A 23,349-nucleotide genomic window follows, 5' to 3' on the forward strand; every position below is an offset into this window, starting at 1 on the left:
AACGGGGTCCACACCGCCGAATTCGTCACCCCCACCGGCGCGCACTACCGCTCGACCGCCCCGCCACCCCCGGGCCCCGTCGAACTCTACGAAAGCGCGACCGAACTACACGTCGCGATCACACTCGCACGCTGCGCTCCCGCGGCCTAGTCGGTGCGCTGGGTCAACCGCACGCTGTTCCCTGATGGATCGCGGAACCCCGAGTCGATGCCGTAGGGCATCTGATGCGGTGCCTCGGTGAATTCGACCCCGCGTGCGGTCAACTCTTCGTAGCTGGCGTGCGCGTCGTCGGTGGTGAGGAACACCGTCCCGGCGAAGCCCTTCGCTGTCAGATCCAGCACCTGCTTGTGCGTCGCGTCATCCATCAACGGTTCGCCGGGCACCGCCATCAACACGATGCTCACGTCGTCCTGCCCGGGTGGGCCGACCGTCAGCCACCGGAACGGGCCCATCTCTTCGGGGAACGAAACGTCCTCGCGCACTTCCATGCCGACCTGGTCGGTCCAGAATTTCAGTGCGACTTCCTGGTCGTGAACCCACAGGTGTGTACAAGCAATTTTCATCATGGGCCCGACGCTACGGGCGCCGTTCCTCGCTCGTCTTCTTCCGATGTGCTGTTTATCGTCCTCGCGTGCGGTGTGCTGTATTGCCCCGACCCACCGGCAACCGCCTGGTGTCCCGCGCGAGGATGCAACTGGGGACCGGGGCGCGCAGCAGCGCCGGCGGCAGACTCGCCCGGTAAGCAGCAGGCGGCTTGCCGTATACCCGGGCAAAACTGCTGGTGAAAGACCCGACGCTCTGCAGCCCGACCATCACGCAGATGTCGGCGACCGAGCGATCGGTGTTGCGCAGCAGCGCCGCGGCCCGTTCCAGCCGGCGGGACTGCAGATAGGCCCTGGGCGACTCGCCGAAAGTGCGGGTGAACATCCGCGAGAAATGCGCGCGCGACAGCCCGGCAGCCGCGGCAAGATCGTCGACCGTGATCGGATCGGCATAACGGGCGTCGGCCAGGTCTTTTGCCCGCTGCAGATAACGGGCCGGTGGTACCCGCGGCATGGTTTGAGAGTACGGTGATCTGCGCGAACGAGTTGGCCAGGCGGCCGCGGCACCGACAGGTGTCGAGGAAAGTCCGGACTTCACAGAGCAGGGTGATTGCTAACGGCAATCCGAGGTGACTCGCGGGAAAGTGCCACAGAAAACAGACCGCCAGCAATGGTAAGGGTGAAACGGTGCGGTAAGAGCGCACCAGCACCCCGGGTGACCGGGGTGGCTAGGCAAACCCCACCCGAAGCAAGGCCAAGAAGGCCGCAACCTGGTTGCGGCCGCGCAGGCGTTTGAGGGTTGCTCGCCCGAGCCTGCGGGTAGGCCGCTTGAGGCACCCGGCAACGGTGTGTCCAGATGGATGGTCGCCGCCTCGCCGGTACCCCCGGCGAGGAACAGAATCCGGCTTACCGGCCAACTCGTTCGCCCACTAGTGGCTCTTGTGGACCGCCTTGTCGAGCCGCTTGAGCGCGTCGTCGAGCTGCGCGCGCGACTGCTGCGCGACATCGTCCTCCTGCTGGTACAGCAGGCCGTAGGTGAAGGTGTCCTCGCCGGCGGTGTGCGCGGCTTCGGCCTGCGCACTGAGGTGGGTGCGGCTGACCACGCTGTCCTGGTGGTCGCCGAGCAGTGTCTGGATGACCTTGGCGCGCTCCGACACCTTGGTATCTCCGGTGGCCGCCGCGGTGTAGCGAAGCCGCTTGGCGCCCTTGCGAATGCGGTGCAGCGCCTCGTCATGGTCGTCGTGCTTCGGGTCGGCAGCCGCGGCAGCGGCCTTGGCGGCCTTGCGGACTCGCTTGTAGGCCGAGTCGATGGTCAGCGGGGAACGCTCCTCGCCGGCCTTCGCGGGCGGCTCGGCGACCACGAGCTGCTCCAGCGCGTCCAGCAGATGGAAGTACCGCTGCGAACGCATGGCCAACAGGGCGCGTTTCCACCCTGCGGCGTAGCGGCGGTTGGCGCCGTCGACCAGGCGCTCGCGCACCGGGCCCCGCACGAGCCCGGCAGGCAGCGCGTCGAGGGCACGCTGATAGCGCTCGGCCAGCACCTCGGCGTCCCGGGCGACGCCCAGCACCGCGGCCAGCGTGCGCAGCTCGTCGAGGATCCAACCGTCGTCGGCGAGGCCGAACGCGTCCTTGGATTCCTGCAGCAGGCTGCGGATCTTGCGGGTCGTCACGCGCATCTGGTGCACCGAATCGTAGGCGTCGGCACGCACCGCGCGGTCCCACACCAGCAGCTGGTCGATCTGCTCGGCGATGGCCCGATGGATCGGGTCCGTTGGGGTAGCCGGAGCCTCTGCGGCGTCGCCGGCCGTGTCCAAGACCCGGGCCAGCTTCGAGCCATGCCCCGCCGGCGCCGCTCCCGCGTCGAACAGCCGATTGGCGAGCCGGTCCATCAGGTCGGGCGCGGGCTGCGCGAGCAGCTCGAGTTCCCATTCGCGCCACTGTTGTTCGTCACCGCCCTCGGCGGACGCGGTCACCTGGTCGTCGCAGAACTCGGCCAGTGCCGTGCCGTCCTGCCCGTAGAGCACGTCGATGTTGCGTCGATTGGTGATCCGCGCGACGGGCGACAACGACTTGTCCCGAACGATCGCGAGCACGATGTCGCGCAGTTCCTCGGGAATCGTGTCGTCGGAAAGTCCGAGCGGAGAATGCACCTCGGTGCGAGCGTCCGGGCCGGCGGGCAGCTTCAGATGCCAACCCGCGTCGGTGCCGCCGGTCCGGCGGCGCAGCGTGATCCGGTGGGCGGCGAGGTCCCGGTTCGGCGTGTCGAAATACACCGCGTCAAGCAATTGTTCGGGCGCCCGCTCGACCCGTGCCACGGCCGACAACCCAGCGAACGACGGCGCAACGGTGGACTCGGTGACCTCGAACTTCCGCTCGACCTCGGTGTGCCGGGTCGGTTTCTTGGGGGCCATATTCACCTTCGCTGTGCACCGGAATCGGGATGCCATAAGCCTGCCATATTGCGGCGTTTGCGCCGAGGCGCGCCGCATTGCGGGGGAGACGACGACGCCCGGTGCCACAATGTGCCGATGAGCACCGCGGCGTTGGGCGGCTCCGGACGCGGCCGCCCTCGGCTCGAGCAGCCGCGGCGGCCGGGCCGGACCGCGCGCGAGGAGATCCTCGACGCGGCGGCGGAACTGTTCACCAACCACGGCTACGGCAGCACGTCCACCCGTCGCATTGCCGACGCAGTCGGGGTGCGGCAGGCGTCGCTCTACCACCATTTCGCGACCAAGGACGACATCCTCGACGCGCTGCTGGCCGGAACTGTCGATGAGCCGTTGCAGTTGGCTTCCGATTTGCTGGGGGAGGCGGGGCCTGCGGCACCGCGGCTGCATGCCCTGGTGGTCGCCGACGCCATGCAGCTATGTGGCGGACGCTGGAATCTCGGGGCGCTCTACCTGCTGCCCGAGTTGCGGACCGACCGGTTCGAGCCGTTCCGGCGCCGTCGCGCCGAATTGCGGCAGCTCTATCAGAGGTTGTCGGCCGCGGTGATCGCCGAATGCGACGGCCCGGCCGACGCCGTCGACCTGCCGTTCCGTCTGGTCGAGTCGGTGATCAACAGCCGTTCCGACGACGTCGTGGCGCCGCAGGGGCAGCCGTGGGTGATCGGCGCCGGAGCGTTGCGGGTGCTCGGATTCACGGGCGAGAACGCAACGCTGGTCGAGCGCACAGCAGCCAGGCTCGGGGTGCAGGCGCCGGCCCGATAGAGTCACGGTCCGTGACCGAGTCCTCCTACGACGCCATCACCTTCGAGCAGTCCGGTGCCGTCGCACGCATCACGCTGAACCGTCCGGACGCCGCGAATGGCATGAACGACACCATGACTCGCGAGCTCGCCGATGCGGCACGGCGCTGCGACAGTGCAGGTACCAAGGCCGTCGTGCTCACGGGGGCAGGCCGGTTCTTCTGCGCGGGAGGCGATCTGAAGGCCTTCGCCACCGCGCCTTCGCGGGGCCGCTTCATCAAGGGCGTCGCCGACGACCTGCACCGCGCCATCTCGACGTTCGCGCGGATGGACGCAGTGCTGATCACCGCCGTCAACGGCACCGCGGCGGGTGCGGGTTTCAGCATCGCGGTGACCGGTGACCTGGTGCTGGCAGCCGAATCGGCGTCGTTCACGATGGCCTACACCAAGGTGGGACTGAGCCCGGACGGCAGCTCCTCGTACTACCTGCCGCGGCTGATCGGCATCCGCCGGGCTCAGGAACTCATGCTGACCAACCGCACGCTGTCGGCAGCGCAGGCACTGGAATGGGGTTTGGTGACCGAGGTTGTCGCCGATGCCGATCTGGCCGACCGGGCCACCGCTGTGGCCGAGCAGATGGCCTCCGGATCGGCCGGTTCCAACGGCGCGGTCAAGACGCTCTTGCTGTCCTCGCTGAAGAACAGCCTGGAGGAGCAGATGGAGGCGGAGGGCCGCTTCATCGCCGCACAGGCGGACTCGGCCGACGGGCAGGAAGGCGTCGATGCCTTCCTCGCCAAGCGCAGGGCCGAGTTCGCCTGACGGGAATCAGAAGCTGTGCTCGTCGGCCGGGAACACCCCGGCCGCCACGTCATTCGCGTATTGCGTTGCGGCACGGTGTAGTTCGCCGCCCACATCGCCGAATCGCTTGACGAACTTGGCGGTCTTGCCGGAGGTGAGCCCGGCCATGTCCTGCCACACCAGCACCTGGGCGTCGCAGTTGGGTCCCGCGCCGATGCCGACCGTGGGAATGGTCAGCTTGCCGGTGATCTGCGTGGCCAGTTCGGCGGGCACCATCTCCAGCACCACCGCGATCGCCCCGGCCTCGGCCACCGCGATCGCGTCGTGGATGGTCTGATCGCCCGCGTCGCCGCGGCCCTGCACCCGGAATCCGCCGAGCCCGTTGACACTCTGCGGCGTGAACCCGATGTGGGCCACCACCGGAATGCCTGCCTGGGTCAGCGTCGCGATCTGCTCGGCCACCCGTTCGCCGCCCTCCAGCTTCACGGCCTGGGCGCCGGTCTCCTTCATGAACCGCGTCGCGGTCGCGAGTGCCTGCGTCGGGCTGCTCTCGTAGCTGCCGAACGGCAGGTCGGCGACAACCAATGCATGCGGTGCGCCCTTGACCACGGCGCGTGCCAACGGGATCAGTTCATCGATGGAGATCGGGAGGGTGGTGTCGTATCCGTACACCACGTTTGCCGCGGAATCGCCGACCAGCAGCACCGGGATGCCCGCCTCGTCGAAGACCCGCGCGCTGGAGTAGTCGTAGCAGGTGAGCATCGCCCATTTGTGGCCTTCGTTCTTCCACTTCTGGAGCGTAAGAGTGCGGACTTTGGTGCGGGGCTTGTCGTCGGCAGCACCGTATACAGCTTGTTCAGACATCGTTGTCCCTCGTGACGGTCGGTTCGAAGCCTCGAGGCCGCTGTGCGGTCCCCGGGTTCGTCTGACGTTTGTCAGTCTGCCACCCGCGGCGACGAAGGTAAAAGACGCGGTTGAGTGGATTTCCTCACAGTTGAGCCGGGCGGACCTACGATCAGCGGCATGCAACGGCTCAGCGGACTCGACGCCAGCTTCCTCTACCTCGAAACGGCCGCCCAGCCGATGCACGTGTGCTCCATCCTCGAACTCGACACCTCGACCATGCCGGGCGGTTACACGTTCGACCGGCTGCGTGACGCACTTGCCTTGCGTATCAAGGCGATGCCGCAGTTCCGGGAGAAGCTTGCCGACAGCCGGCTGAACCTCGACCACCCAGTGTGGGTGGAGGACAAGGATTTTGACGTCGACCGGCATCTGCACCGCATCGGGTTGCCTGCGCCGGGCGGCCGGGTCGAACTGTCCGAGATCTGCGGGCACATCGCGTCGCTGTCGCTGGACCGCAGCCGCCCGCTGTGGGAGATGTGGGTCATCGAGAACGTAGCGGGCACCGACGCGCACGCGGGCGGCCGGATCGCGGTGATGACCAAGGTGCACCACTCCGGTGTGGATGGGGTGACCGGAGCGAACCTGATGTCGCAGCTGTGCAGCACCGAACCTGACGCGCCGGCACCGGAGCCCGTGGACGGAGTGGGCGGCGCGTCGGAGCTGGAGATCGCGCTCAGCGGGGCGGTGAAGTTCGTGACGCGGCCGCTCAAGCTGGCCAACGTGCTGCCCACCACGGTGTCTTCGGTGGTCGACACGGTCAAGCGGGCCCGCGCCGGGCTCACCATGGCAGCTCCCTTCGCCGCGCCGAAGACCCCGTTCAACGCCAATATCACCGGCCATCGCAATGTGGCATTCGCCCAGCTCGACCTCGAGGACATCAAGCTGGTGAAGAACCATTTCGACGTCAAGGTCAACGACGTGGTGATGGCGCTGGTGTCCGGGGTGCTGCGGACATTCCTGAGCGACCGCGGCGAGTTGCCGGACAGTTCGCTGGTGGCCATGGTGCCCGTGTCGGTGCACGACCGCTCCGATCGGCCCGGCCGCAATCAGGTCTCGGGCATGTTCTCCAAGCTGGAAACCCAGATCGCCGACCCGGTCGAGCGACTGCGTGCCATCGCTGCAGCGAATTCGGTTGCCAAACAACATAGTTCGGCGATCGGCGCGACGCTGCTGCAGGACTGGACGCAGTTCGCCGCGCCCGCGGTGTTCGGCGTGGCGATGCGGGTATACGCCGCCAGTCGGCTCTCGGGCGCCAAGCCGGTGCACAACCTGGTGATCTCCAACGTGCCGGGCCCGCAGGTGCCGCTGTACTTCCTGGGCTCGGAGGTCAAGGCCATGTACCCGCTTGGCCCCATCTTCCACGGCTCGGGGCTCAACATCACGGTGATGTCGCTGACCGGCTCGCTCGATGTCGGCATCGTGGCCTGCCCCGAATTGCTGCCCGACCTGTGGGACATGGCCGACGACTTCGCAGTGGCGCTCGATGAGCTGGTGCAGGCGGCAAAGTAGCGCCGCGAGTTGTCGACCAGTGGGCCCGGCCTGCGACGATATGCCGTCATGGCAGCATGTGGTGCCATGAAGCTCAGGTTCTCCGTCGGCGCCCTGCTGGCGGTCGCGGTGCTGGCGGTCGCGGGCTGTACCCAGGTGATCGACGGTCGGGCCCGGGTCGCGATGCCCAGGCCCGGCACGCCTGTGCAGTGGCTGCCGTGCTCAGCAGGGTCGGGGGACAACGTCAACATCCCGGCGGGGGCCGAATGCGGGCGCTTGTCGGTGCCGGTCGATTACAGCAAGCCCGACGGTGACGTCCTGCAGATCGCGATGATCCGGTTCCCGGCGACCGGGCAGAAGATCGGCTCGCTGGTGATCAACCCCGGCGGCCCCGGTGAATCCGGCGTCGAATCGGCGGTGTCGCTGGTGCCGAGCCTGCCCCAATCGGTGCGGGAGCGCTTCGACCTGGTGGGGTTCGATCCGCGCGGGGTGAACCTGTCCAATCCGGCGCTGTGGTGCAACTCCGACGAGGACAACGACCGGCTGCGCGCCGACCCGACGGTGGACTACACCCCCGAGGGCGTGGCTCACCTGGAAACCGAGACCAAGGCGTTCGTCCAGCGTTGTGTCGACAAGATGGGCATCGACTTCCTGGCCAACATCGGAACCAACAACGTCGCCAAGGACCTCGACGCCATCCGCGCGACGCTGGGTGACGACAAGCTGACGTACCTGGGTTACTCGTATGGGACGCGGATCGGCTCGGAATACGCCGAGCAGTTCCCGCAGCGGGTGCGCGCGATGATCCTCGACGGCGCGGTCGACCCGAACGCGGATCCGTTCGAGGCCGACATCCGCCAGGCCGCGGCGTTCCAGAAAGCCTTCGACGACTACGCCGCCGACTGTGCCAAGAGCTCGGACTGCCCGCTCGGCACCGATCCGGCCAAGGCCACCGAGGTGTACAAGAGCCTGGTGTACCCGTTGGTCCAGAACCCGGCGAAGACCAAGGACCCGCGCGGACTCGGCTACAGCGACGCCATCGTCGGCACCATCCTGCCGCTGTACTCGCCGAACCTGTGGCGCCATCTCACCGATGCGCTCACGGGCATCAAGAACGGCAACGGAGATCTCATGCTGGCGCTGGCCGACCTGTACATGGGCCGAGATGCCAAGGGGCACTACAACAATTCGACCGATTCGCGGGTGGCTGTCAACTGTGTCGACGAGCCCGCGATCACCGACCGGGCCAAAGTCGTCGAGCAGGACCGCAGGCTGCGTGAGGTCGCCCCGTTCATGAGCTACGGCGATTTCACCGGGCATGCCCCACTGGGCACCTGTGCGTTCTGGCCGGTGAAGCCGACGAGCACACCGCACAAGATCTCCGTCGCGGGATTGCCTCCGGTGCTGGTGGTTTCGACCACCAACGATCCGGCCACGCCGTATCAGGCGGGGGTGGATCTCGCGCAGCAACTCGGCGGCGGCCTGCTGACCTTCGACGGTACCCAGCACACCGTGGTGTTCCAGGGCAACAAGTGCGTCGACGACATCGCCGCGACCTATCTGGTCGATGTGAAGCTGCCGCCGCCGGACTCTCGCTGCTGATCTTCGGGGCCGGTTAGGTCACCGTCCGGTTGCCGACCGATCTCCGCTCGGTGTCGGCCGCGTTTCGCCGATCTGCGGTGTGCGAACATGTCAGCCGTGCGGTGGGTGGGAGCAGTGCTGGCAGTGGTGCTCGCGATGGCCTGCCCCGTCGCCAACGCGACCCCCGAGGGCGCGGCCGAGACGCCGTACGGGCAGCCGCCGGTCTGGGGCAGCTGTGCAGCGTGGGTCGACACGTCGTCGATCCCGACCGCTCAATGCGGCACCGTCACCGTGCCGATCGATTGGAACGACGCGGCGAATCCGCAAGGCGCACAAGCACAATTGGCCGTCATCCGGGTTCCTGCCAGCGGCGAGAAGATCGGCACGTTGATGGTCAACCCGGGAGGCCCGGGCGCATCCGCCGTCGACACGGTCGCCGGAATGGGTGCGGCGCTGGCCGACACCGATATCGGTCGGCGGTTCGATCTGGTCGGATTCGACCCACGCGGCGTCGGGCACTCCACCCCGGAGCTGCGCTGCCGCACCGATGCCGAGTTCGACGCCTACCGGCGGGAACCGATGGCCGACTACAGCCCGGCCGGGGTGGCGCAGATCGAAGGGCTGTACCGACAGCTCGCCCAGCAATGCCTCGACCGCATGGGAGCGCCGTTCCTGGCCAACATCGGTACCGCGTCAACGGTGCTCGACATGGATGCCGTGCGTGCGGCGCTCGGCGAGCAGCAGATCAACTACCTCGGGTTCTCCTACGGGACCCAACTGGGTGCGGCTTACGCCGAACGGTTCGGCGACCGCGTGCGCACCATGGTGCTCGACGGCGCCGTCGACTCGAGCCTGGACCCCATCACCAAGAACATCCGCCAGATGGCCGGTTTCCAAAAGGCTTTCGATGCCTACGCGGCCGACTGCGCGCAATCGACCGGATGCCCGCTGGGCACCGACCCCACCCAGTTCGTCGGCCGCTACCACCAACTCGTCGACCCGCTGTTGCAGCATCCCGCAGCGACGTCGGACCCCCGTGGTCTGAGCTACCAGGACGCCACCACCGGTACCGGGAACGCGCTGTACTCGGCGCGGTACTGGCTCTACCTCACCAGCGGCCTGCTCGGGCTGCAGCGCGGCACCGACCCCGGCGATCTCCTGCTGCTCGCCGACGACTACCAGCACCGCGACAGTTCCGGCCATTACGCCAATTTGCAGGACGCGTTCACCGCGATCCGCTGTGTGGACGCGCAATACCCGACCGATCCGGCGGTATGGGCCGATGCCGACAGGCGCATCCGGGCAGTGGCGCCGTTCCTGTCCTACGGCCAGTTCACCGGCTACGCGCCACGCGACATCTGCGCCCTGTGGCCCGTGCCGCCGACGTCGACCCCGCACGCGGTGCACGGCCCCGGGCCGGGCCGCATCGTCGTCGTGTCGACCACCGGGGACCCCGCGACGCCGTACCAGGCGGGGGTGGACTTGGCGCGCCAGCTGGACGCGGCGCTGGTGACGTTCAACGGTTCTCAGCACACCGTGGTGTTCAACGGCAACGCCTGCGTGGACACGTCCGTGCTGCGGTTCTTCGTGGATCAGGTGTCGCCGGCCAACGGTCTGCAGTGCTGAGCTCTGCCCAACCGTTTTAGCGCCGTAACACAGATTTAACAGCCGATGCCTACGCTGCGGTCATGGACCGCCAGAAGGAATTCGTGCTGCGCACGCTGGAGGAACGCGACATCCGGTTCGTCCGGCTGTGGTTCACCGACGTCCTCGGATACCTCAAGTCGGTCGCCATCGCGCCCGCCGAGTTGGAGGGCGCGTTCGAGGAGGGCATCGGATTCGACGGCTCGTCGATCGAAGGGTTTGCCCGGGTCTATGAATCGGACACGGTAGCCCGGCCCGACCCCTCCACCTTCCAGGTGCTGCCCTGGACCACCAGCAACGGGCAGCACTACTCGGCGCGCATGTTCTGCGACATCACCATGCCCGACGGCTCGCCGTCGTGGGCCGACTCCCGCCACGTGCTGCGCCGCCAGCTGGCCAAGGCCAGCGACCTCGGCTTCTCCTGCTACGTCCACCCCGAGATCGAGTTCTTCCTCCTGATGCCGGGCGAGAACGACGGCAGCGTGCCCATCCCCGCCGACAACGGCGGCTATTTCGACCAGGCCGTGCACGACGCCGCGCCCAACTTCCGCCGCCACGCCATCGACGCCCTGGAGCAGATGGGCATCTCGGTGGAATTCAGCCACCACGAAGGCGCGCCGGGCCAGCAGGAGATCGACCTGCGCTACGCCGACGCACTGTCCATGGCAGACAACGTGATGACGTTCCGTTACGTCGTCAAAGAGGTGGCGCTGGCCGACGGCGTGCGAGCGTCGTTCATGCCCAAGCCGTTCAAGGAACACCCGGGCTCGGCCATGCACACCCACATGAGCCTCTTCGAGGGTGAGACCAACGCCTTCCACAGTCCCGACGACCCGCTGCAGCTCTCCGATGTGGCCAAGTCGTTCATCGCGGGCATCCTCGAGCACGCCAGCGAGATCAGCGCCGTGACCAACCAGTGGGTGAACTCCTACAAGCGCCTGGTGCATGGCTACGAGGCGCCCACCGCGGCGTCCTGGGGTGCCGCGAACCGATCGGCACTCGTACGCGTGCCGATGTACACCCCGCGCAAGGCCTCGTCGCGGCGCATCGAGGTGCGCAGCCCCGACTCGGCGTGCAACCCCTACCTGGCGTTCGCGGTGCTGCTGGCGGCCGGGCTGCGCGGCATCGAAAAGGGCTACGTGCTGGGGCCGCAGGCCGAGGACAACGTGTGGAGCCTGACCCCCGAGGAACGCCGCGCCATGGGCTACCGCGAGCTGCCGTCCAGCCTGGGCAATGCGCTGGAGGCCATGGAGAGCTCCGAGCTGGTCGCAGAAGCGTTGGGGGAGCACGTATTCGACTACTTCCTGCGCAACAAGCGTGCGGAGTGGGAGGTCTACCGCAGCAACGTCACGCCCTACGAGCTCAAGACGTATCTGTCGCTGTAACGTTCACCACGTGGCCAAACCCGCTACCGAACGCCCGAAGCTGCCCAGTGTCGGCAGGCTCGGCCTGGTGCAGCCGCAGGCGCCGGCGCTGCTGGATCGGCTTGGCTGGAACACCGACGCACACGTCGAACTGCTGTGGTCGCTGTCGCGCGCCCCGGATGCCGACATCGCCCTGCTGGCGATGGAGCGGCTACGCGACGCGCTCGGTGCCGACTGGGAGGAGTTGAACGCCGAACTGCTCACCGACCGCGCGCTGCGCGGCCGACTGTTCGGCGTGCTCGGGTCCTCGGTGGCCCTCGGCGACCATCTTGTGGCACATCCGCAGTCGTGGCGGCTGCTCGCAGGCGACGTCGAGCTCCCCAGTGCGCACGACCTGCGCGAGATGTTCACCACAGCCGCCGAGAAGGCCGAAATCGCCAGGGGCGCAAGCTCAGCCGTGCCGCCACTGCGAGACCTCTACCGCGACCGGCTGCTGGTGCTGGCCGCCGCCGACGTCGCCTCGACGGTGGAGAACGAGCCGGTGCTGCCGTTCATCACCGTCGGCGCACACCTGTCCGATCTGGCCGATGCCGCGCTCGACGCTGCGCTGACCGTTGCGACCCGGGTGGTGTGCGGAGACGGCCGGACACCGCGACTGGCGATCATCGCGATGGGCAAATGCGGTGCGCGCGAATTGAATTACGTCAGCGACGTGGACATCATCTTCGTCGGCGACGACACCGACGACCCCAACCTGACGATGGCGACCCGGGTGGCCGGCGAGACGATGCGGTTCGCCGGGGACGCCTTTTTCGAGGCCGACGCGGCGCTGCGGCCCGAGGGCAAGCAGGGCCAGCTGGTGCGCACGTTGGACTCGCACATCGCCTACTACCAGCGCTGGGCCAAGACGTGGGAATTCCAGGCCCTGCTCAAGGCGCGCCCGGCCGCGGGGGACCCGGAGCTGGGCAAGGCGTACGCCGAGGCGTTGATGCCGATGGTGTGGACAGCGTGCGAGCGTGCGGACTTCGTCTCCGAAGTGCAGGCCATGCGGCGGCGAGTCGAGGAATTGGTACCCGCCGGAGTGCGCGCCCGCGAACTCAAGCTGGGCACCGGCGGCCTGCGCGACGTCGAATTCGCCGTGCAGCTACTGCAATTGGTGCACGGCCGCAACGACGATTCGCTGCACGTGAGATCGACGGTCGACGCCCTCACCGTGCTGGGCGCAGGCGGATACATCGGACGTGACGACGCCGCCAACATGACGGCGTCATACGAGTTCCTGCGCTTGCTGGAGCACCGGTTGCAGCTGCAGCGGCTCAAACGCACCCACATGCTGCCCGACGACAGCGACGACGAGGCCTACCGCTGGCTGGCTCGGGCCGCGCACGTGCGTCCCGACGGCACACACGACGCTCAAGGCGTGCTGCGCGAGGAGCTCAAGCGCCAGAGCATGCGCGTCTCGCGGTTGCACGCCAAGCTGTTCTACCAACCGCTGCTGGAATCCGTCGGCCATCCCGCGCTGGGCATCGGCGCAGGGATGAGCACCAAAGCGGCCGAACGTCAGCTCGCCGCACTGGGTTACGAAGGACCGCAGAGCGCGCTGACCCATCTGGCTGCGCTCACCGGACAGAACGGACGCCGCGGCCGCGTCCAGCAGGTGCTGTTGCCGACCCTGCTGGACTGGCTTTCGGACACACCGGATCCCGACGCTGGGCTGCTGGCCTACCGCAGGATCAGCGAGGAACTCGCCGAGCAGCGCTGGTACCTCTCGACCCTGCGCGACGAAGGTGCCGTCGCCAAACGGTTGATGCAGGTGCTCGGCACCTCGGCCTACATCCCCGAACTGCTCATGCGCGCCCCCGAGGTGATCCGGCTCTACGCCGACGGACCCTCCGGGCCGAAACTGCTTGAGGGCGACCCGGACAGCGTGGCGGGCGCGCTGGTGGCCTCCGCCGGCCGCCACGCCGACCCGGTGCGTGGCATCGCGGCCGCACGTGCCCTGCGCCGCCGCGAACTGGCGCGTATCGCGTCGGCCGATGTGCTGGGCCTGCTCGACGTGACAGATGTCTGCAATGCCCTGACCTCCATCTGGGTCGCGGTGCTGGAGGCCGCGCTGGACGCGGTGATCCGTGCCAACACCCCCGAATCCGGGGTGCCCGCGCGCATCGCGGTGATCGGGATGGGCCGGCTCGGCGGCCGCGAGCTCGGCTACGGCTCGGACGCCGACGTCATGTTCGTCTGCGAACCGGTGGGGGACACCGCCGAATCGGTGGCCGTCAAGTGGTCGGTGAGCATCGCCGAACAGGTGCGCGCGCTGCTCGGAATACCCAGCGCCGACCCGCCGCTCGAGGTCGACATCGGGCTGCGCCCCGAGGGCCGCAACGGTCCCTTGGTCCGCACGCTGGCCTCCTACGAGGTGTACTACGAGCAGTGGGCGCGGCCCTGGGAGATCCAGGCGCTGCTGCGGGCGCACCGCGTGGCGGGCGACCTCGAACTCGGCGAACGCTTCGAGCTGATGGCCGACAAGACGCGCTATCCCGAGGGCGGGGTGTCGGCGGAGGCAGTCCAGGAGATCCGGCGCATCAAGGCCCGGGTCGATGCCGAACGGTTACCCCGCGGGGCCGACCCCAACACGCATACCAAGCTCGGCCGCGGCGGGCTGGCCGACATCGAGTGGACCGTGCAGCTGCTGCAGCTGCGCTACGCACACAAAGTCCCTGCGCTGCACAGCACTTCGACCCTGCAGGCGCTCGACGCGATCGGCGGGGCCGAGCTGGTATCCGAAGCCGATGTGGACCTGCTCCGGGAAGCCTGGCTCACCGCGACACGGGCTCGCAATGCTCTGGTGCTGGTCCGGGGCAAGCCGACCGATCAGCTGCCCGGGCCCGGCAGACAGCTCAACGCGGTCGCCCTGGCGGCCGGCTGGGGCAACGACGACGGCGGCGAATTCCTGGACAACTATCTTCGGGTGACGCGTCGGGCCAAGACGGTCGTCCGGAAGGTTTTCGGCGGCTGATTTCGGCCCCGCGGCACGCAGGCCGCCACGGTGGTGTTAGTAAGGATGTCTATGAACCCCACGTTCGACATCGTCACCGCCGACGAGCACGACCGGCTGCAGGCGCTCTACGAGCCGTTGGCACAGGCTGTGCGAGGGCTGCTCGATGCCAGCATCCGCACCGGCGTCGATGCGGACGCCATCGCAGAGGCCACCACCGCGATCGAAGCGGTCACCGAATCGCTGCGCCGTGAGCAGCGCGACGGGCCCATGGCCATGATCCACGGCGAGACGGGCCGCCCGGTGGTGTGGGCCAACCCGGTGGTGGGGCTGCGCAACGCCGTCGCCCCGCCGCTGACCATCCACCACTCCGACGACGGCACCTGCTGGAGCGAGTTCACCCTCGGTGCGGCCTATGAGGGTCCGCTGGGATGGGTGCACGGCGGCATCTGCGCCCTGGTGCTCGACCACGTTCTCGGCGAAGTCGCCAGCGGCGCGTTGGCGCAACCCCGCTATACCGGCACCATCACGTGCCGCTATCTTCGCGGCACCCCGCTGGGGCCGCTGCGCGCCGAGGCTTCCGTGGACCGCATCGAGGGTGTGAAGACCTTCGCGCGCGGTCGGCTGATCGACGCCGACGGCGTCACGGTCGAGGCGGAGGGCGTCTTCATCACACCGGCGTGGGCGCGCGACGCCGGATGAGGTTCTATGTGGCGACCGGCTTCCTCGACACCTCGGAGCTTGTCGAGATCGCCAAGGCTGCAGACGATCTCGGCTACGACGGGATGGGGATTCCCGATCACATCGTCAACCTGGAGTCGCTCTCGACGCCGTATCCGTATACGCGGGACGGGCAACGCCGTTGGCAACCGTTCACCCACTGGCCCGATCCGTGGGTGCTGGTCGGCGCACTGGCACAGGCCACCACACGGCTGAAATTCGTGACCACGGTCTACATACCCGCCATGCGCGATCCCTACGCGGCGGCGAAAGCCATTGGTACCGCAGCGTTTCTGGCAGGCGGGCGGCTCGAGCTGGGTGTGGGTGTGGGCTGGTGCCGCGATGAATTCGACTTGGTCGGGCAGCCTTTCGAGCGACGCGGCAAGCGCACCGACGAAATGCTGACGCTGATGCGGGAACTCTGGGCGCCGGGCTGGACCGAATTCTCCGGAGAGTTCTACACCACGCCGCGGCTGGAGATGGAACCGTCGCCGCCGCACATCCCGATCTACGTCGGCGGGCTCAGCGACGTGGCCCTGCGTCGGGCCGCGCGGAACGACGGCTGGATCGGCGACCTGATCTCCACCGAGCGCGCCCTGGCCTCGGTGGCCCGGCTACGTGAGCTGCGGGCCGAATCCGATTTGTCGATGGACGATTTCACCGTCATCACGCCACTGACCGACGCCCTGACCGTTGCCGGCTACGAGCGCGCCGAGGCCGGTGGGATCACCCACATCTTGACGATGCCGTGGGCGTTCTACACCGGCCTCGACTGCACGCTCGCCGAGAAGATCGACGGGCTGAAGCGCTTCCGTAAGGATCTGGCGCTCGACTAGCGCTTTCTACGTACTGCATCGAGCGCGTAGGCGCCACCGCCGATGAACACCAGCAGGAAGAAACCGAAGCAGTACAGCACGGCGAGCTCGCCACCGTTCTGGATGGGCAACAGGCCCTTCGGTTGATGCTGGGTGAAGTACGCGAACGCCATCTCGCCGGAGGCGATGAACGCCGCGATGCGGGTGAACAAACCGGTCAGGATCAGCAGGCCCAGAACGAATTCGAGCAGGCCGCCGTACCAGTAGGGCCACGTGCCCACCGGCACCGCCGAGCCCACGAGGTTGCCCGCGTCGTCCGGCATGCCGACCGGCCACGCGAACAACTTCTGTGCGCCGTGGATGGTGTACAGAAGGCCGAACACTATGCGGAACAGGCTGATTACCGCGGGGGAGACGGCACTCAGTCGGGTGTCCAGGTTGGTCGTCATGCGAAGACCATACGCTGTTGCCCGCCGGAAGCTCAGAGCTCCAAAAGCACCGTTACCGGTCCGTCATTGACAAGATGCACCCGCATATCCGCACCGAAAACCCCTGTTTGCACGGTCGCCCCGAGAGCCGTGAGCGCTTCGGTGAATTCGGTCACAAGTGGTTCGGCGACCGGCCCCGGCGCCGCGGCGTTCCAGGACGGCCGCCGACCCTTGTCGGTATTGGCATACAGAGTGAACTGGCTCACCACGAGTATCGGCGCCGCGACGTCCGACGCGGACCGCTCGTCGTCGAGAATCCGCAATTGCCAAAGCTTTTCGGCCATCCTGCGGGCCTTGGCGGTGTCATCGTCGTGCGTGACACCGACCAAGGCGACCAGACCCTGTGTGGCCGGCTCGATCTCACCGACGACCTCGCCGTCGACCGTCACGCTCGCCGACGTCACCCGCTGCACCAGAACTCGCATGCGTCGATTGTGCAGACTCGGACGCCGACAAGACGCAAGCGTCCCCCAAAACCGGAGTTTTGGGGGACGCAAGCGTCTTCTCGCGCTAGGACTTAGACGTCGTGTCGGCGAGCCGACTTACACGTCGCGTCGGCGAGCCGACTTACACGTCGTAGTACAGCGCGAACTCGTACGGGTGAGGCCGGATCTGGATCGGCAGGATCTCGTTCTCCCGCTTGTAGGAGATCCAGGTCTCGATCAGGTCCTCGGTGAACACGCCACCCTCGGTGAGGTACTCGTGGTCCTCTTCGAGGCGGTCGATCACCGCGGCCAGTGAGGTCGGGGCCTGCGGGATGTTGGCGGCCTCGTCCGGCGGCAGCTCGTAGAGGTCCTTGTCGACCGGGGCCAGCGGCTCGATCTTCTTCTTGATGCCGTCGATGCCGGCCATCAGCATGGCCGCGAACGCCAGGTACGGGTTACCCGAGCTGTCGGGGCAGCGGAACTCCAGGCGCTTGGCCTTGGGGTTGTTGCCGGTGATCGGGATACGGACACAGGCAGAGCGGTTGCGCTGGCTGTAGACCAGGTTGATCGGGGCCTCGTAGCCGGGCACCAGACGCTTGTAGGAGTTCACCGTCGGGTTGGTGAACGCCAGCAGCGACGGGGCGTGGTGCAGGATGCCGCCGATGTAGTGCCGTGCCAGGTCGGACAGGCCCGCGTAGCCGGACTCGTCGTGGAACAGCGGCTGGCCGTCCTTCCACAGCGACTGGTGGGCGTGCATGCCGGACCCGTTGTCACCGAACAGCGGCTTGGGCATGAAGGTGACGGTCTTGCCGTTCTGCCACGCCGTGTTCTTGATGATGTACTTGAACAACAGCACGTCGTCGGCCGCGTGCAGCAGCGTGTTGAACTTGTAGTTGATCTCGGCCTGGCCGGCGGTGCCCACCTCGTGGTGACCACGCTCGAGGGTGAACCCGGCGTTGATCAGGTTGGTCGCCATCTCGTCGCGCAGGTCGACGTAGTGGTCGTACGGCGCCACCGGGAAGTAGCCGCCCTTGGGACGGACCTTGTAGCCGCGGTTGGCGCTGCCGTCGGCCTCGAACGGCTCACCGCTGTTCCACCAGCCCGACTCGGAGTCGACCTCGTAGAAGGTGCCGTTCATCTTCGAATCGAAGGCCACGGAGTCGAAGATGTAGAACTCGGCCTCGGCCCCGAAGAAACAGGTGTCGGCGATCCCGGTGCTGGCGAGGTAGTTCTCGGCCTTGCGGGCGACGTTGCGGGGGTCGCGCGAGTACGCCTCACGGGTGAACGGGTCGTGCACGAAGAAGTTGAGGTTCAGCGTCTTGGCGGCGCGGAACGGGTCGATGCGCGCGGTGTCGGCATCGGGCAGCAGCATCATGTCGGATTCGTGGATCGACTGGAAGCCGCGCACCGAGGAGCCGTCGAACGCGAGGCCGTCTTCGAAGACGCTCTCGTCGAACGCCGTCGCCGGGATCGAGAAGTGCTGGACGACGCCGGGCAGATCGCAGAAGCGAATGTCGACGTACTCGACGTTTTCGTCCTTGATCAGCTTGAAGATGTCGTCGGACGTCTTTTCTGCCACTGAGTGTTCTCCTTTACTGGTAACCCGCGGGTTGACGCTAAGGACACGATGTTGCGCGATCATCAAGCGCATGTTGCGCTGAGGTTACGCAATCGCCCCTGATGGTGAGCTGAGGTCACAATGCGGGCCCGCCTATCCTGACAGCATGGCCCGCACGATGGGGAGCTGGTTGTCAGGTCCCGGACCGTTCGATTCCGGTGACGGCTCCGACCGCAAGGACGACGGATCCAGCAAGTACCCCGGAGAACGTCTCGGCCTGCCCGAATCGGGCCCCGGCTCGCTGGCGCGGACCGGCAGGCGCGTCGGCGCACTCTGTGTCGACTGGCTCGTGGCCTACGGACTGGCGGGCCTGGCCCTGGCCTCCGGCCTGATCTCGCTGGCGACCCTGTCGACGGCGGTCATGGTGATCTGGATCGTGCTCGGCACCGTGGCGGTCCGACTGTTCTCGTTCACCCCGGGTCAGCTCGCGCTGGGCCTCGTGGTGGCTGGCACCGACGGCCGGGACAAGGTCGGGATCGGGCGCGCCCTGGTACGGGTGCTGTTGATCGCCCTCGTCATCCCGCCGCTCGTTACCGACAGTGATCTACGCGGTCTGCACGACCGCGTCACGTTCACGGCAGTGCTGCGTCGCTAACTCTTCGGTGAATGTGAAGAAGATCGCGAGATTTTCGAGAATTCTCGCGATCTTGTTCACGCTCGGCGGGAAGCTACGTCAGCGCCTGCGGGCGCTGCGCTGCACTCCACGCATCTTCGCCGAGGCAGGCAACGGGCCCTTGGGCACCGCGCCCGGACCGGCCTTGGAACCGAGGGCGACCAGCCGCGACTCCAGCGAGTCCATCTGCTTGACGGTGATGTTGGCGGGCAGCTTCGACAGGTGCCGCTCGAGCTTGGCCAGGGGCACCTCGCCCTCGCCGTTGCCGACCACGATGTCGTAGATCGGGACCTCGCCGACCAGCCGGGCCGTGCGCTTCTTCTCCTGTGCCAGTAGCGGTTTGACGCGCGAAGGGGAGCCCTCGCCGACAAAGATCACCCCGGGGCGGCCGATGACGCGGTGCACGGCATCGAAGTGTCCGGTCGCGGCGACGGCCGGGGTCACGCGCCACTTGCCGCGCAGGTTCTCCAGTGCCCAGGCGGCGGCGCCGGTCTGGCCTTCGGCCTTGCGGTACACCGACTTCTGCGCGCGGCGGCCGAAGATGATGAACGCCACCAGCAAGCCGAGCACGATGCCGAGCACCGGCAGCGTGTACATGCTGATACCGCCGAGGAGGATGCCCGCCGCCACGGCCACCGCCACGATCAGCACCAATGCGCCGATCATGTACGGCAGCAGCCGCTTGTCCTCTTTACGCTGGATCTGGAAGGCCTGCCACAGCTGGCTGCGACGCTGCTTGGAGGCCGCCTTGCGGGCCGCCTTCGCCTCGGCCTTTGCCGCCTTGGTTTCCGCGGCATTGCGGGATTTCGCCATTGGATCAGGATACGGGGGGTTGTGCTGGGAAACGTAGCCGCGCGGCCTGTGCGTAGAGCTTGCCTGCCCGGTAGGACGAACGGACCAGGGGTCCGGCGAGGACACCGGCGAATCCGAGTTCTTCGGCGTAGGTCGACAGGGCGGTGAACTCGTCGGGGTGCACCCACCGCTCGACCGGATGATGCCGCGGGGAAGGCCGCAGGTATTGGGTGATGGTGACGATGTCGCAGCCGGCCTCGTGTAGGTCGCGCAGGGCGGTGTGGATCTCCTCGATGGTTTCGCCCATGCCCAGGATCAGGTTGGATTTGGTGACCAGACCCGCGTCGCGGGCCGCGGTGATCACGTCGAGGCTGCGCTGGTAGCGGAACGCGGGACGGATCCGTTTGAAGATGCGTGGCACCGTTTCGACGTTGTGCGCCAACACTTCTGGGCGGGAGTCGAAGACTTCGGCCAGCTGTTCGGTGATGCCGTTGAAGTCGGGGATGAGCAACTCGACGCCGGTGTGAGGGTTGAGTGCCTTGATCTGGCGGACGGTCTCGGCGTAGAGCCAGGCGCCGCCGTCGGGCAGATCGTCGCGGGCCACGCCGGTGACGGTGGAGTAGCGCAGGCCCATCGCCTGCACGCTCTCGGCGACCCGGCGCGGTTCGTCACGGTCGAGTTCGGCGGGCTTGCCGGTGTCGATCTGGCAGAAGTCGCACCGCCGGGTGCACTGCTCGCCACCGATGAGGAAGGTGGCTTCGCGGTCCTCCCAGCACTCGAAGATGTTGGGGCAGCCGGCTTCCTCGCACACGGTGTGCAGGCCTTCGCGGCGCACCAGGCCCTTGAGTTCGGTGTACTCGGGGCCCATCTTGGCGCGGGTCTTGATCCACGGCGGCTTACGCTCGATCGGCGTCTGCGCATTACGGACTTCGAGGCGAAGGAGCTTCCGACCCTCTGGCACAACACTCACTGGTTCATCCTACGTTCAGAGCGACTTCCAGCCGGCCGTCCAGTGCGTCGCACACCGATGCGGTCACCCGGTCCATGACGTCGTCGACCCCGACGTGATGTCCCAGTTCTTCGGTCAGCGACGTCACGCCGGCGTCGGCGATGCCGCACGGAATGATCGACGAGAACGCCGACAGGTCGCAGTCACAGTTCAGCGCAAAGCCGTGCAGCGTCGTTCCGTGGGCCACCCGGATGCCGATGGCACCCACCTTGCGGGCCGGACCGCGGGCGTCAGCAGGCACCCACACCCCGGAGCGGCCGGCCACCCGCCCGGTGGTGAGGCCGAACTGACCGCACACCGCGATGAGCGCTTCCTCAAGGCGCCGAACGAAATTCACCACATCGAGCGGTTCCGTCAGGCCGATGATCGGATAACCCACCAGCTGACCGGGACCGTGCCAGGTGATCTTGCCGCCGCGATCGGTGTCGACGACGGGCGTACCGTCGACCGGGCGCTCGTGCGGTTCGGTGCGTTTGCCTGCGGTGTAGACGGCCGGGTGCTCAAGCAACAGCAGGCTGTCGGGGCCGCCTGCGATCCTCGCTTCGGCGATCTCCCGCTGCAATTGCCATGCCGACAGGTAGTCGATGGTGCCGAGCCGGCGCACCTCGACGGCCGAATCAGCTGTGCGAATCGATATCACACGGTTGACGCTACTCGTATTCGTCACAGGTCCTTGGGGGCGGTGACATAGGCGAGCGCTTCACCCACGGTGTGGTGGTGGAACTCGAAGCCGGCGCGCTCAAGCGCTGCGGGGATGACCCGCTGCCCGGCCAGCAGACCCTCGTCGGCGAACTCGCCCAGCACGGTGCGCAGCGCGAAACCCGGCACCATCATCGGGGTCGGACGGTTGACGGCCCGGCCCAGCGCCGCGGTGAACTCCGCGTTGGTCACGGGCGCCGGACCGGTGAGGTTGACCGGCCCCGACATCGACTCGGTCCACATGGTGAACAGCACGGCCCGGATCTCGTCCTCCAGGCTGATCCACGGCAGGTACTGACGCCCGTTGCCCAGTCGCGCACCCAGGCCGAACGAGAACAGTGGTTTCAACCGGGCCAGCAAGCCGCCTGCAGGCGCCAGCACCAGACCGGTGCGCATCAACACCACCCGGGCCCCGGCGTCGGCGGCGGCAGCGGTCGCGGCTTCCCAGTCCTCACACAACCGGGCCAGGAAGCCGCGACCCGCCGGTGCTGACTCGTCGGTGACCTGATCGCGGGTGTTGCCGTAATAGCCCACCGCACTCGCGTTGACCAGCACCGGCACCCCGACATCGGCCACCGCGGCGGCCAGCACCTCGGTGGGTCCGATCCGGCTGTCGCGCAAGCTCTGCTTGAACGCACCCGACCAGCGTTTCTGCCCGACGTTGACCCCGCACAGGTTCACCACTGCGTCGACACCGCGCAGCGCGCCCGCGTCGAACTCACCCGTGTCCGGGTTCCAGAACAGCTCGTCGGCACTGGACGGTGCCCGGCGCACTATTCGCAGCACCCGATGATCGGCGGCACGCAACGCCGACGTCAGTGCCGAGCCGATCAGACCTGAGGACCCCGCGATCGCAACGACAGCAGTGTCCACGTAGGTCAGAGCCCCAGGTCGGCCTCGAAAGCACCGTCCTCAAGCCGACGCTTGATGGTGGTCACGAAGCGTCCGGCGTCGGCGCCGTCGATGAGGCGATGATCGTAGGTCAGCGGCAGGTAGCAGATGGAGCGCACGCCGATGGATTCGTTGCCGTAGGCATCGGAGATCACCCGTGGGCGTTTGACGATGGCGCCGGTGCCCAGCATCGCCGCCTGCGGCGGAACCAGGATGGGGGTGTCGAACAGGGCGCCCTGGCTGCCGATGTTGGTGATGGTGAAGGTGCCGCCGGAGAGCTCGTCGGGCTTTAGGTTGCCCGAGCGGGCGCGCGCGGCGATGTCGGCGATGGCGCGGGCCAGCCCACCCAGCGAGAGGTCACCGGCGTTGTGGATCACCGGGGAGAGCAGGCCCTGGTCGGTGTCGACCGCGAAGCCGAGGTGCTCGGCGTCGTAGTAGGTGATCTCCTTGGTGTCCTCGTTGTAGCTGGCGTTGACGTTGGGATGGATCTTCAGCGCGTCGATGACCGCGCGGGCGATGAACGGCAGGTAGGTGAGGTTGACCCCTTCGCGCTCGGCGAAGTCGGCCTTGGCGCGGGCCCGCAGCGCCACGATCTTGGTCATGTCGACCTCGTGGGTTTGCGTCAATTGCGCTGTGGCCTGCAGGGATTCGCGGGTCTTCTTGGCGGTGATCTGCCGGATCCGGTTGGCCTTCTGGGTGGTGCCGCGCAGGTGTGCCAACGCCGGTGCCGGTGTCGCCGCGGCGGGTGCTGCTGCGGCGGGTGCTGCTGCCGCG

The 23,349-nt window shown here is 67.5% G+C and carries 22 protein-coding genes, 1 other RNA gene and 1 pseudogene; 12 read left to right on the top strand and 12 right to left on the bottom strand.

Annotated features, from left to right (window positions below; genetic code table 11):
* Window positions 1-150: pseudogene (locus BST13_RS40080) on the top strand (HNH endonuclease); the annotation flags it as partial.
* On the opposite strand, the gene BST13_RS37240 reads toward BST13_RS40080, so the two are convergent.
* Window positions 147-566, bottom strand: a complete 420-nt coding sequence (locus BST13_RS37240; RefSeq protein WP_083171092.1) for a VOC family protein — start codon at window positions 564-566, stop codon at window positions 147-149. The pseudogene BST13_RS40080 and the gene BST13_RS37240 overlap by 4 nt on opposite strands.
* A gap of 52 nt (window positions 567-618) precedes the next feature.
* Window positions 619-1,056: a helix-turn-helix transcriptional regulator gene (locus tag BST13_RS37245; RefSeq protein ID WP_083171094.1), complete on the bottom strand. Its 438-nt coding sequence runs from the start codon at window positions 1,054-1,056 to the stop codon at window positions 619-621.
* A 28-nt stretch (window positions 1,057-1,084) separates the two neighbouring features.
* On the opposite strand from BST13_RS37245, the gene rnpB reads away from it, so the two are divergent.
* An RNA gene (rnpB, locus tag BST13_RS37250) (RNase P RNA component class A) lies at window positions 1,085-1,467 on the top strand.
* Window positions 1,468-1,471: 4 nt separating this feature from the next.
* Here rnpB and BST13_RS37255 read toward each other — a convergent pair.
* The gene (locus tag BST13_RS37255) at window positions 1,472-2,953 is read right to left on the bottom strand and encodes a CYTH and CHAD domain-containing protein (RefSeq protein WP_083171096.1); all 1,482 of its coding nucleotides are present in this window, start codon (window positions 2,951-2,953) and stop codon (window positions 1,472-1,474) included.
* Window positions 2,954-3,070: 117 nt separating this feature from the next.
* On the opposite strand from BST13_RS37255, the gene BST13_RS37260 reads away from it, so the two are divergent.
* A complete protein-coding gene (locus tag BST13_RS37260; RefSeq protein ID WP_083171098.1) occupies window positions 3,071-3,751 on the top strand; it encodes a TetR/AcrR family transcriptional regulator in 681 nt (226 codons plus the stop codon).
* An 11-nt stretch (window positions 3,752-3,762) separates the two neighbouring features.
* A complete protein-coding gene (locus BST13_RS37265; protein ID WP_083171100.1) occupies window positions 3,763-4,548 on the top strand; it encodes an enoyl-CoA hydratase/isomerase family protein in 786 nt (261 codons plus the stop codon).
* 6 nt (window positions 4,549-4,554) lie between these two features.
* Here the strand turns inward: BST13_RS37265 and panB are convergent, their stop codons facing one another.
* Window positions 4,555-5,391 carry a 3-methyl-2-oxobutanoate hydroxymethyltransferase gene (panB, locus tag BST13_RS37270; protein WP_083171102.1) on the bottom strand — a complete coding sequence of 279 codons (837 nt, stop codon included), beginning with the start codon at window positions 5,389-5,391 and terminating at the stop codon, window positions 4,555-4,557.
* Between the two features lie 219 nt (window positions 5,392-5,610).
* On the opposite strand from panB, the gene BST13_RS37275 reads away from it, so the two are divergent.
* The 7 genes from BST13_RS37275 (at window position 5,611) to BST13_RS37305 (ending at window position 16,061) form a co-directional block, all read left to right on the top strand.
* The gene (locus BST13_RS37275; protein ID WP_425437107.1) at window positions 5,611-6,942 is read left to right on the top strand and encodes a WS/DGAT/MGAT family O-acyltransferase; all 1,332 of its coding nucleotides are present in this window, start codon (window positions 5,611-5,613) and stop codon (window positions 6,940-6,942) included.
* Between the two features lie 66 nt (window positions 6,943-7,008).
* A complete protein-coding gene (locus BST13_RS37280; RefSeq protein WP_211296282.1) occupies window positions 7,009-8,523 on the top strand; it encodes an alpha/beta hydrolase in 1,515 nt (504 codons plus the stop codon).
* 87 nt (window positions 8,524-8,610) lie between these two features.
* Window positions 8,611-10,128 (top strand): alpha/beta hydrolase, encoded by a 1,518-nt coding sequence (locus BST13_RS37285; protein WP_083171108.1) that lies wholly within the window; start codon window positions 8,611-8,613, stop codon window positions 10,126-10,128.
* A gap of 62 nt (window positions 10,129-10,190) precedes the next feature.
* Window positions 10,191-11,531 (top strand): glutamine synthetase family protein, encoded by a 1,341-nt coding sequence (locus BST13_RS37290; RefSeq protein WP_083171110.1) that lies wholly within the window; start codon window positions 10,191-10,193, stop codon window positions 11,529-11,531.
* Between the two features lie 10 nt (window positions 11,532-11,541).
* Complete coding sequence (locus tag BST13_RS37295; protein WP_083171112.1) at window positions 11,542-14,526, top strand: bifunctional [glutamine synthetase] adenylyltransferase/[glutamine synthetase]-adenylyl-L-tyrosine phosphorylase; 2,985 nt, start codon at window positions 11,542-11,544, stop codon at window positions 14,524-14,526.
* Between the two features lie 51 nt (window positions 14,527-14,577).
* Complete coding sequence (locus BST13_RS37300) at window positions 14,578-15,207, top strand: PaaI family thioesterase (RefSeq protein WP_083171114.1); 630 nt, start codon at window positions 14,578-14,580, stop codon at window positions 15,205-15,207.
* Window positions 15,204-16,061 carry a TIGR03619 family F420-dependent LLM class oxidoreductase gene (locus tag BST13_RS37305; RefSeq protein ID WP_083171116.1) on the top strand — a complete coding sequence of 286 codons (858 nt, stop codon included), beginning with the start codon at window positions 15,204-15,206 and terminating at the stop codon, window positions 16,059-16,061. The genes BST13_RS37300 and BST13_RS37305 overlap by 4 nt, the downstream gene beginning before the upstream one ends.
* On the opposite strand, the gene BST13_RS37310 is transcribed toward BST13_RS37305, so the two are convergent.
* From BST13_RS37310 to glnA, 3 genes are all read right to left on the bottom strand, one after another.
* Complete coding sequence (locus tag BST13_RS37310; protein ID WP_083171118.1) at window positions 16,058-16,489, bottom strand: DoxX family protein; 432 nt, start codon at window positions 16,487-16,489, stop codon at window positions 16,058-16,060. The genes BST13_RS37305 and BST13_RS37310 overlap by 4 nt on opposite strands.
* A 32-nt stretch (window positions 16,490-16,521) precedes the next feature.
* Window positions 16,522-16,953 (bottom strand): D-aminoacyl-tRNA deacylase, encoded by a 432-nt coding sequence (gene dtd / locus BST13_RS37315; protein ID WP_083171120.1) that lies wholly within the window; start codon window positions 16,951-16,953, stop codon window positions 16,522-16,524.
* Between the two features lie 142 nt (window positions 16,954-17,095).
* Window positions 17,096-18,532 carry a type I glutamate--ammonia ligase gene (gene glnA, locus BST13_RS37320; protein WP_083171122.1) on the bottom strand — a complete coding sequence of 479 codons (1,437 nt, stop codon included), beginning with the start codon at window positions 18,530-18,532 and terminating at the stop codon, window positions 17,096-17,098.
* Between the two features lie 145 nt (window positions 18,533-18,677).
* Here glnA and BST13_RS37325 point away from each other — a divergent pair, with 145 nt between their 5' ends.
* The gene (locus BST13_RS37325; RefSeq protein WP_170064381.1) at window positions 18,678-19,166 is read left to right on the top strand and encodes an RDD family protein; all 489 of its coding nucleotides are present in this window, start codon (window positions 18,678-18,680) and stop codon (window positions 19,164-19,166) included.
* Between the two features lie 78 nt (window positions 19,167-19,244).
* Here BST13_RS37325 and BST13_RS37330 read toward each other — a convergent pair whose 3' ends face one another.
* The 5 genes from BST13_RS37330 to sucB form a co-directional block, all read right to left on the bottom strand.
* On the bottom strand, window positions 19,245-19,997 hold the full coding sequence (locus BST13_RS37330; RefSeq protein ID WP_083171124.1) for a DUF4191 domain-containing protein: 753 nt from the start codon (window positions 19,995-19,997) through the stop codon (window positions 19,245-19,247).
* A gap of 4 nt (window positions 19,998-20,001) precedes the next feature.
* Window positions 20,002-20,946, bottom strand: a complete 945-nt coding sequence (gene lipA, locus BST13_RS37335; protein ID WP_083171125.1) for a lipoyl synthase — start codon at window positions 20,944-20,946, stop codon at window positions 20,002-20,004.
* A gap of 4 nt (window positions 20,947-20,950) precedes the next feature.
* Window positions 20,951-21,625: a lipoyl(octanoyl) transferase LipB gene (gene lipB / locus BST13_RS37340; RefSeq protein ID WP_083171127.1), complete on the bottom strand. Its 675-nt coding sequence runs from the start codon at window positions 21,623-21,625 to the stop codon at window positions 20,951-20,953.
* A gap of 23 nt (window positions 21,626-21,648) precedes the next feature.
* Complete coding sequence (locus tag BST13_RS37345) at window positions 21,649-22,557, bottom strand: TIGR01777 family oxidoreductase (protein ID WP_083171129.1); 909 nt, start codon at window positions 22,555-22,557, stop codon at window positions 21,649-21,651.
* 5 nt (window positions 22,558-22,562) lie between these two features.
* The coding region (gene sucB, locus BST13_RS37350) for a 2-oxoglutarate dehydrogenase, E2 component, dihydrolipoamide succinyltransferase (RefSeq protein ID WP_083171131.1) at window positions 22,563-23,349 on the bottom strand (787 nt) is incomplete at its 5' end.

This window comes from Mycobacterium aquaticum (assembly GCF_002086485.1).
In the GTDB taxonomy this organism is placed as follows: Bacteria; Actinomycetota; Actinomycetes; order Mycobacteriales; family Mycobacteriaceae; genus Mycobacterium; species Mycobacterium aquaticum.

Coding starts and splice junctions, on each gene's coding strand:
- BST13_RS37285 (WP_083171108.1), top strand. CDS start 8,611: ATGTCAGCCGTGCGGTGGGTGGGAGCAGTGCTGGCAGTGGTGCTCGCG.
- BST13_RS37325 (WP_170064381.1), top strand. CDS start 18,678: ATGGCCCGCACGATGGGGAGCTGGTTGTCAGGTCCCGGACCGTTCGAT.
- BST13_RS37245 (WP_083171094.1), bottom strand. CDS start 1,056: ATGCCGCGGGTACCACCGGCCCGTTATCTGCAGCGGGCAAAAGACCTG.
- BST13_RS37260 (WP_083171098.1), top strand. CDS start 3,071: ATGAGCACCGCGGCGTTGGGCGGCTCCGGACGCGGCCGCCCTCGGCTC.
- BST13_RS37330 (WP_083171124.1), bottom strand. CDS start 19,997: ATGGCGAAATCCCGCAATGCCGCGGAAACCAAGGCGGCAAAGGCCGAG.
- BST13_RS37300 (WP_083171114.1), top strand. CDS start 14,578: ATGAACCCCACGTTCGACATCGTCACCGCCGACGAGCACGACCGGCTG.
- BST13_RS37305 (WP_083171116.1), top strand. CDS start 15,204: ATGAGGTTCTATGTGGCGACCGGCTTCCTCGACACCTCGGAGCTTGTC.
- BST13_RS37290 (WP_083171110.1), top strand. CDS start 10,191: ATGGACCGCCAGAAGGAATTCGTGCTGCGCACGCTGGAGGAACGCGAC.
- BST13_RS37280 (WP_211296282.1), top strand. CDS start 7,009: ATGAAGCTCAGGTTCTCCGTCGGCGCCCTGCTGGCGGTCGCGGTGCTG.
- BST13_RS37310 (WP_083171118.1), bottom strand. CDS start 16,489: ATGACGACCAACCTGGACACCCGACTGAGTGCCGTCTCCCCCGCGGTA.
- panB (WP_083171102.1), bottom strand. CDS start 5,391: ATGTCTGAACAAGCTGTATACGGTGCTGCCGACGACAAGCCCCGCACC.
- BST13_RS37255 (WP_083171096.1), bottom strand. CDS start 2,953: ATGGCCCCCAAGAAACCGACCCGGCACACCGAGGTCGAGCGGAAGTTC.
- BST13_RS37240 (WP_083171092.1), bottom strand. CDS start 566: ATGATGAAAATTGCTTGTACACACCTGTGGGTTCACGACCAGGAAGTC.
- dtd (WP_083171120.1), bottom strand. CDS start 16,953: ATGCGAGTTCTGGTGCAGCGGGTGACGTCGGCGAGCGTGACGGTCGAC.
- BST13_RS37275 (WP_425437107.1), top strand. CDS start 5,611: ATGCACGTGTGCTCCATCCTCGAACTCGACACCTCGACCATGCCGGGC.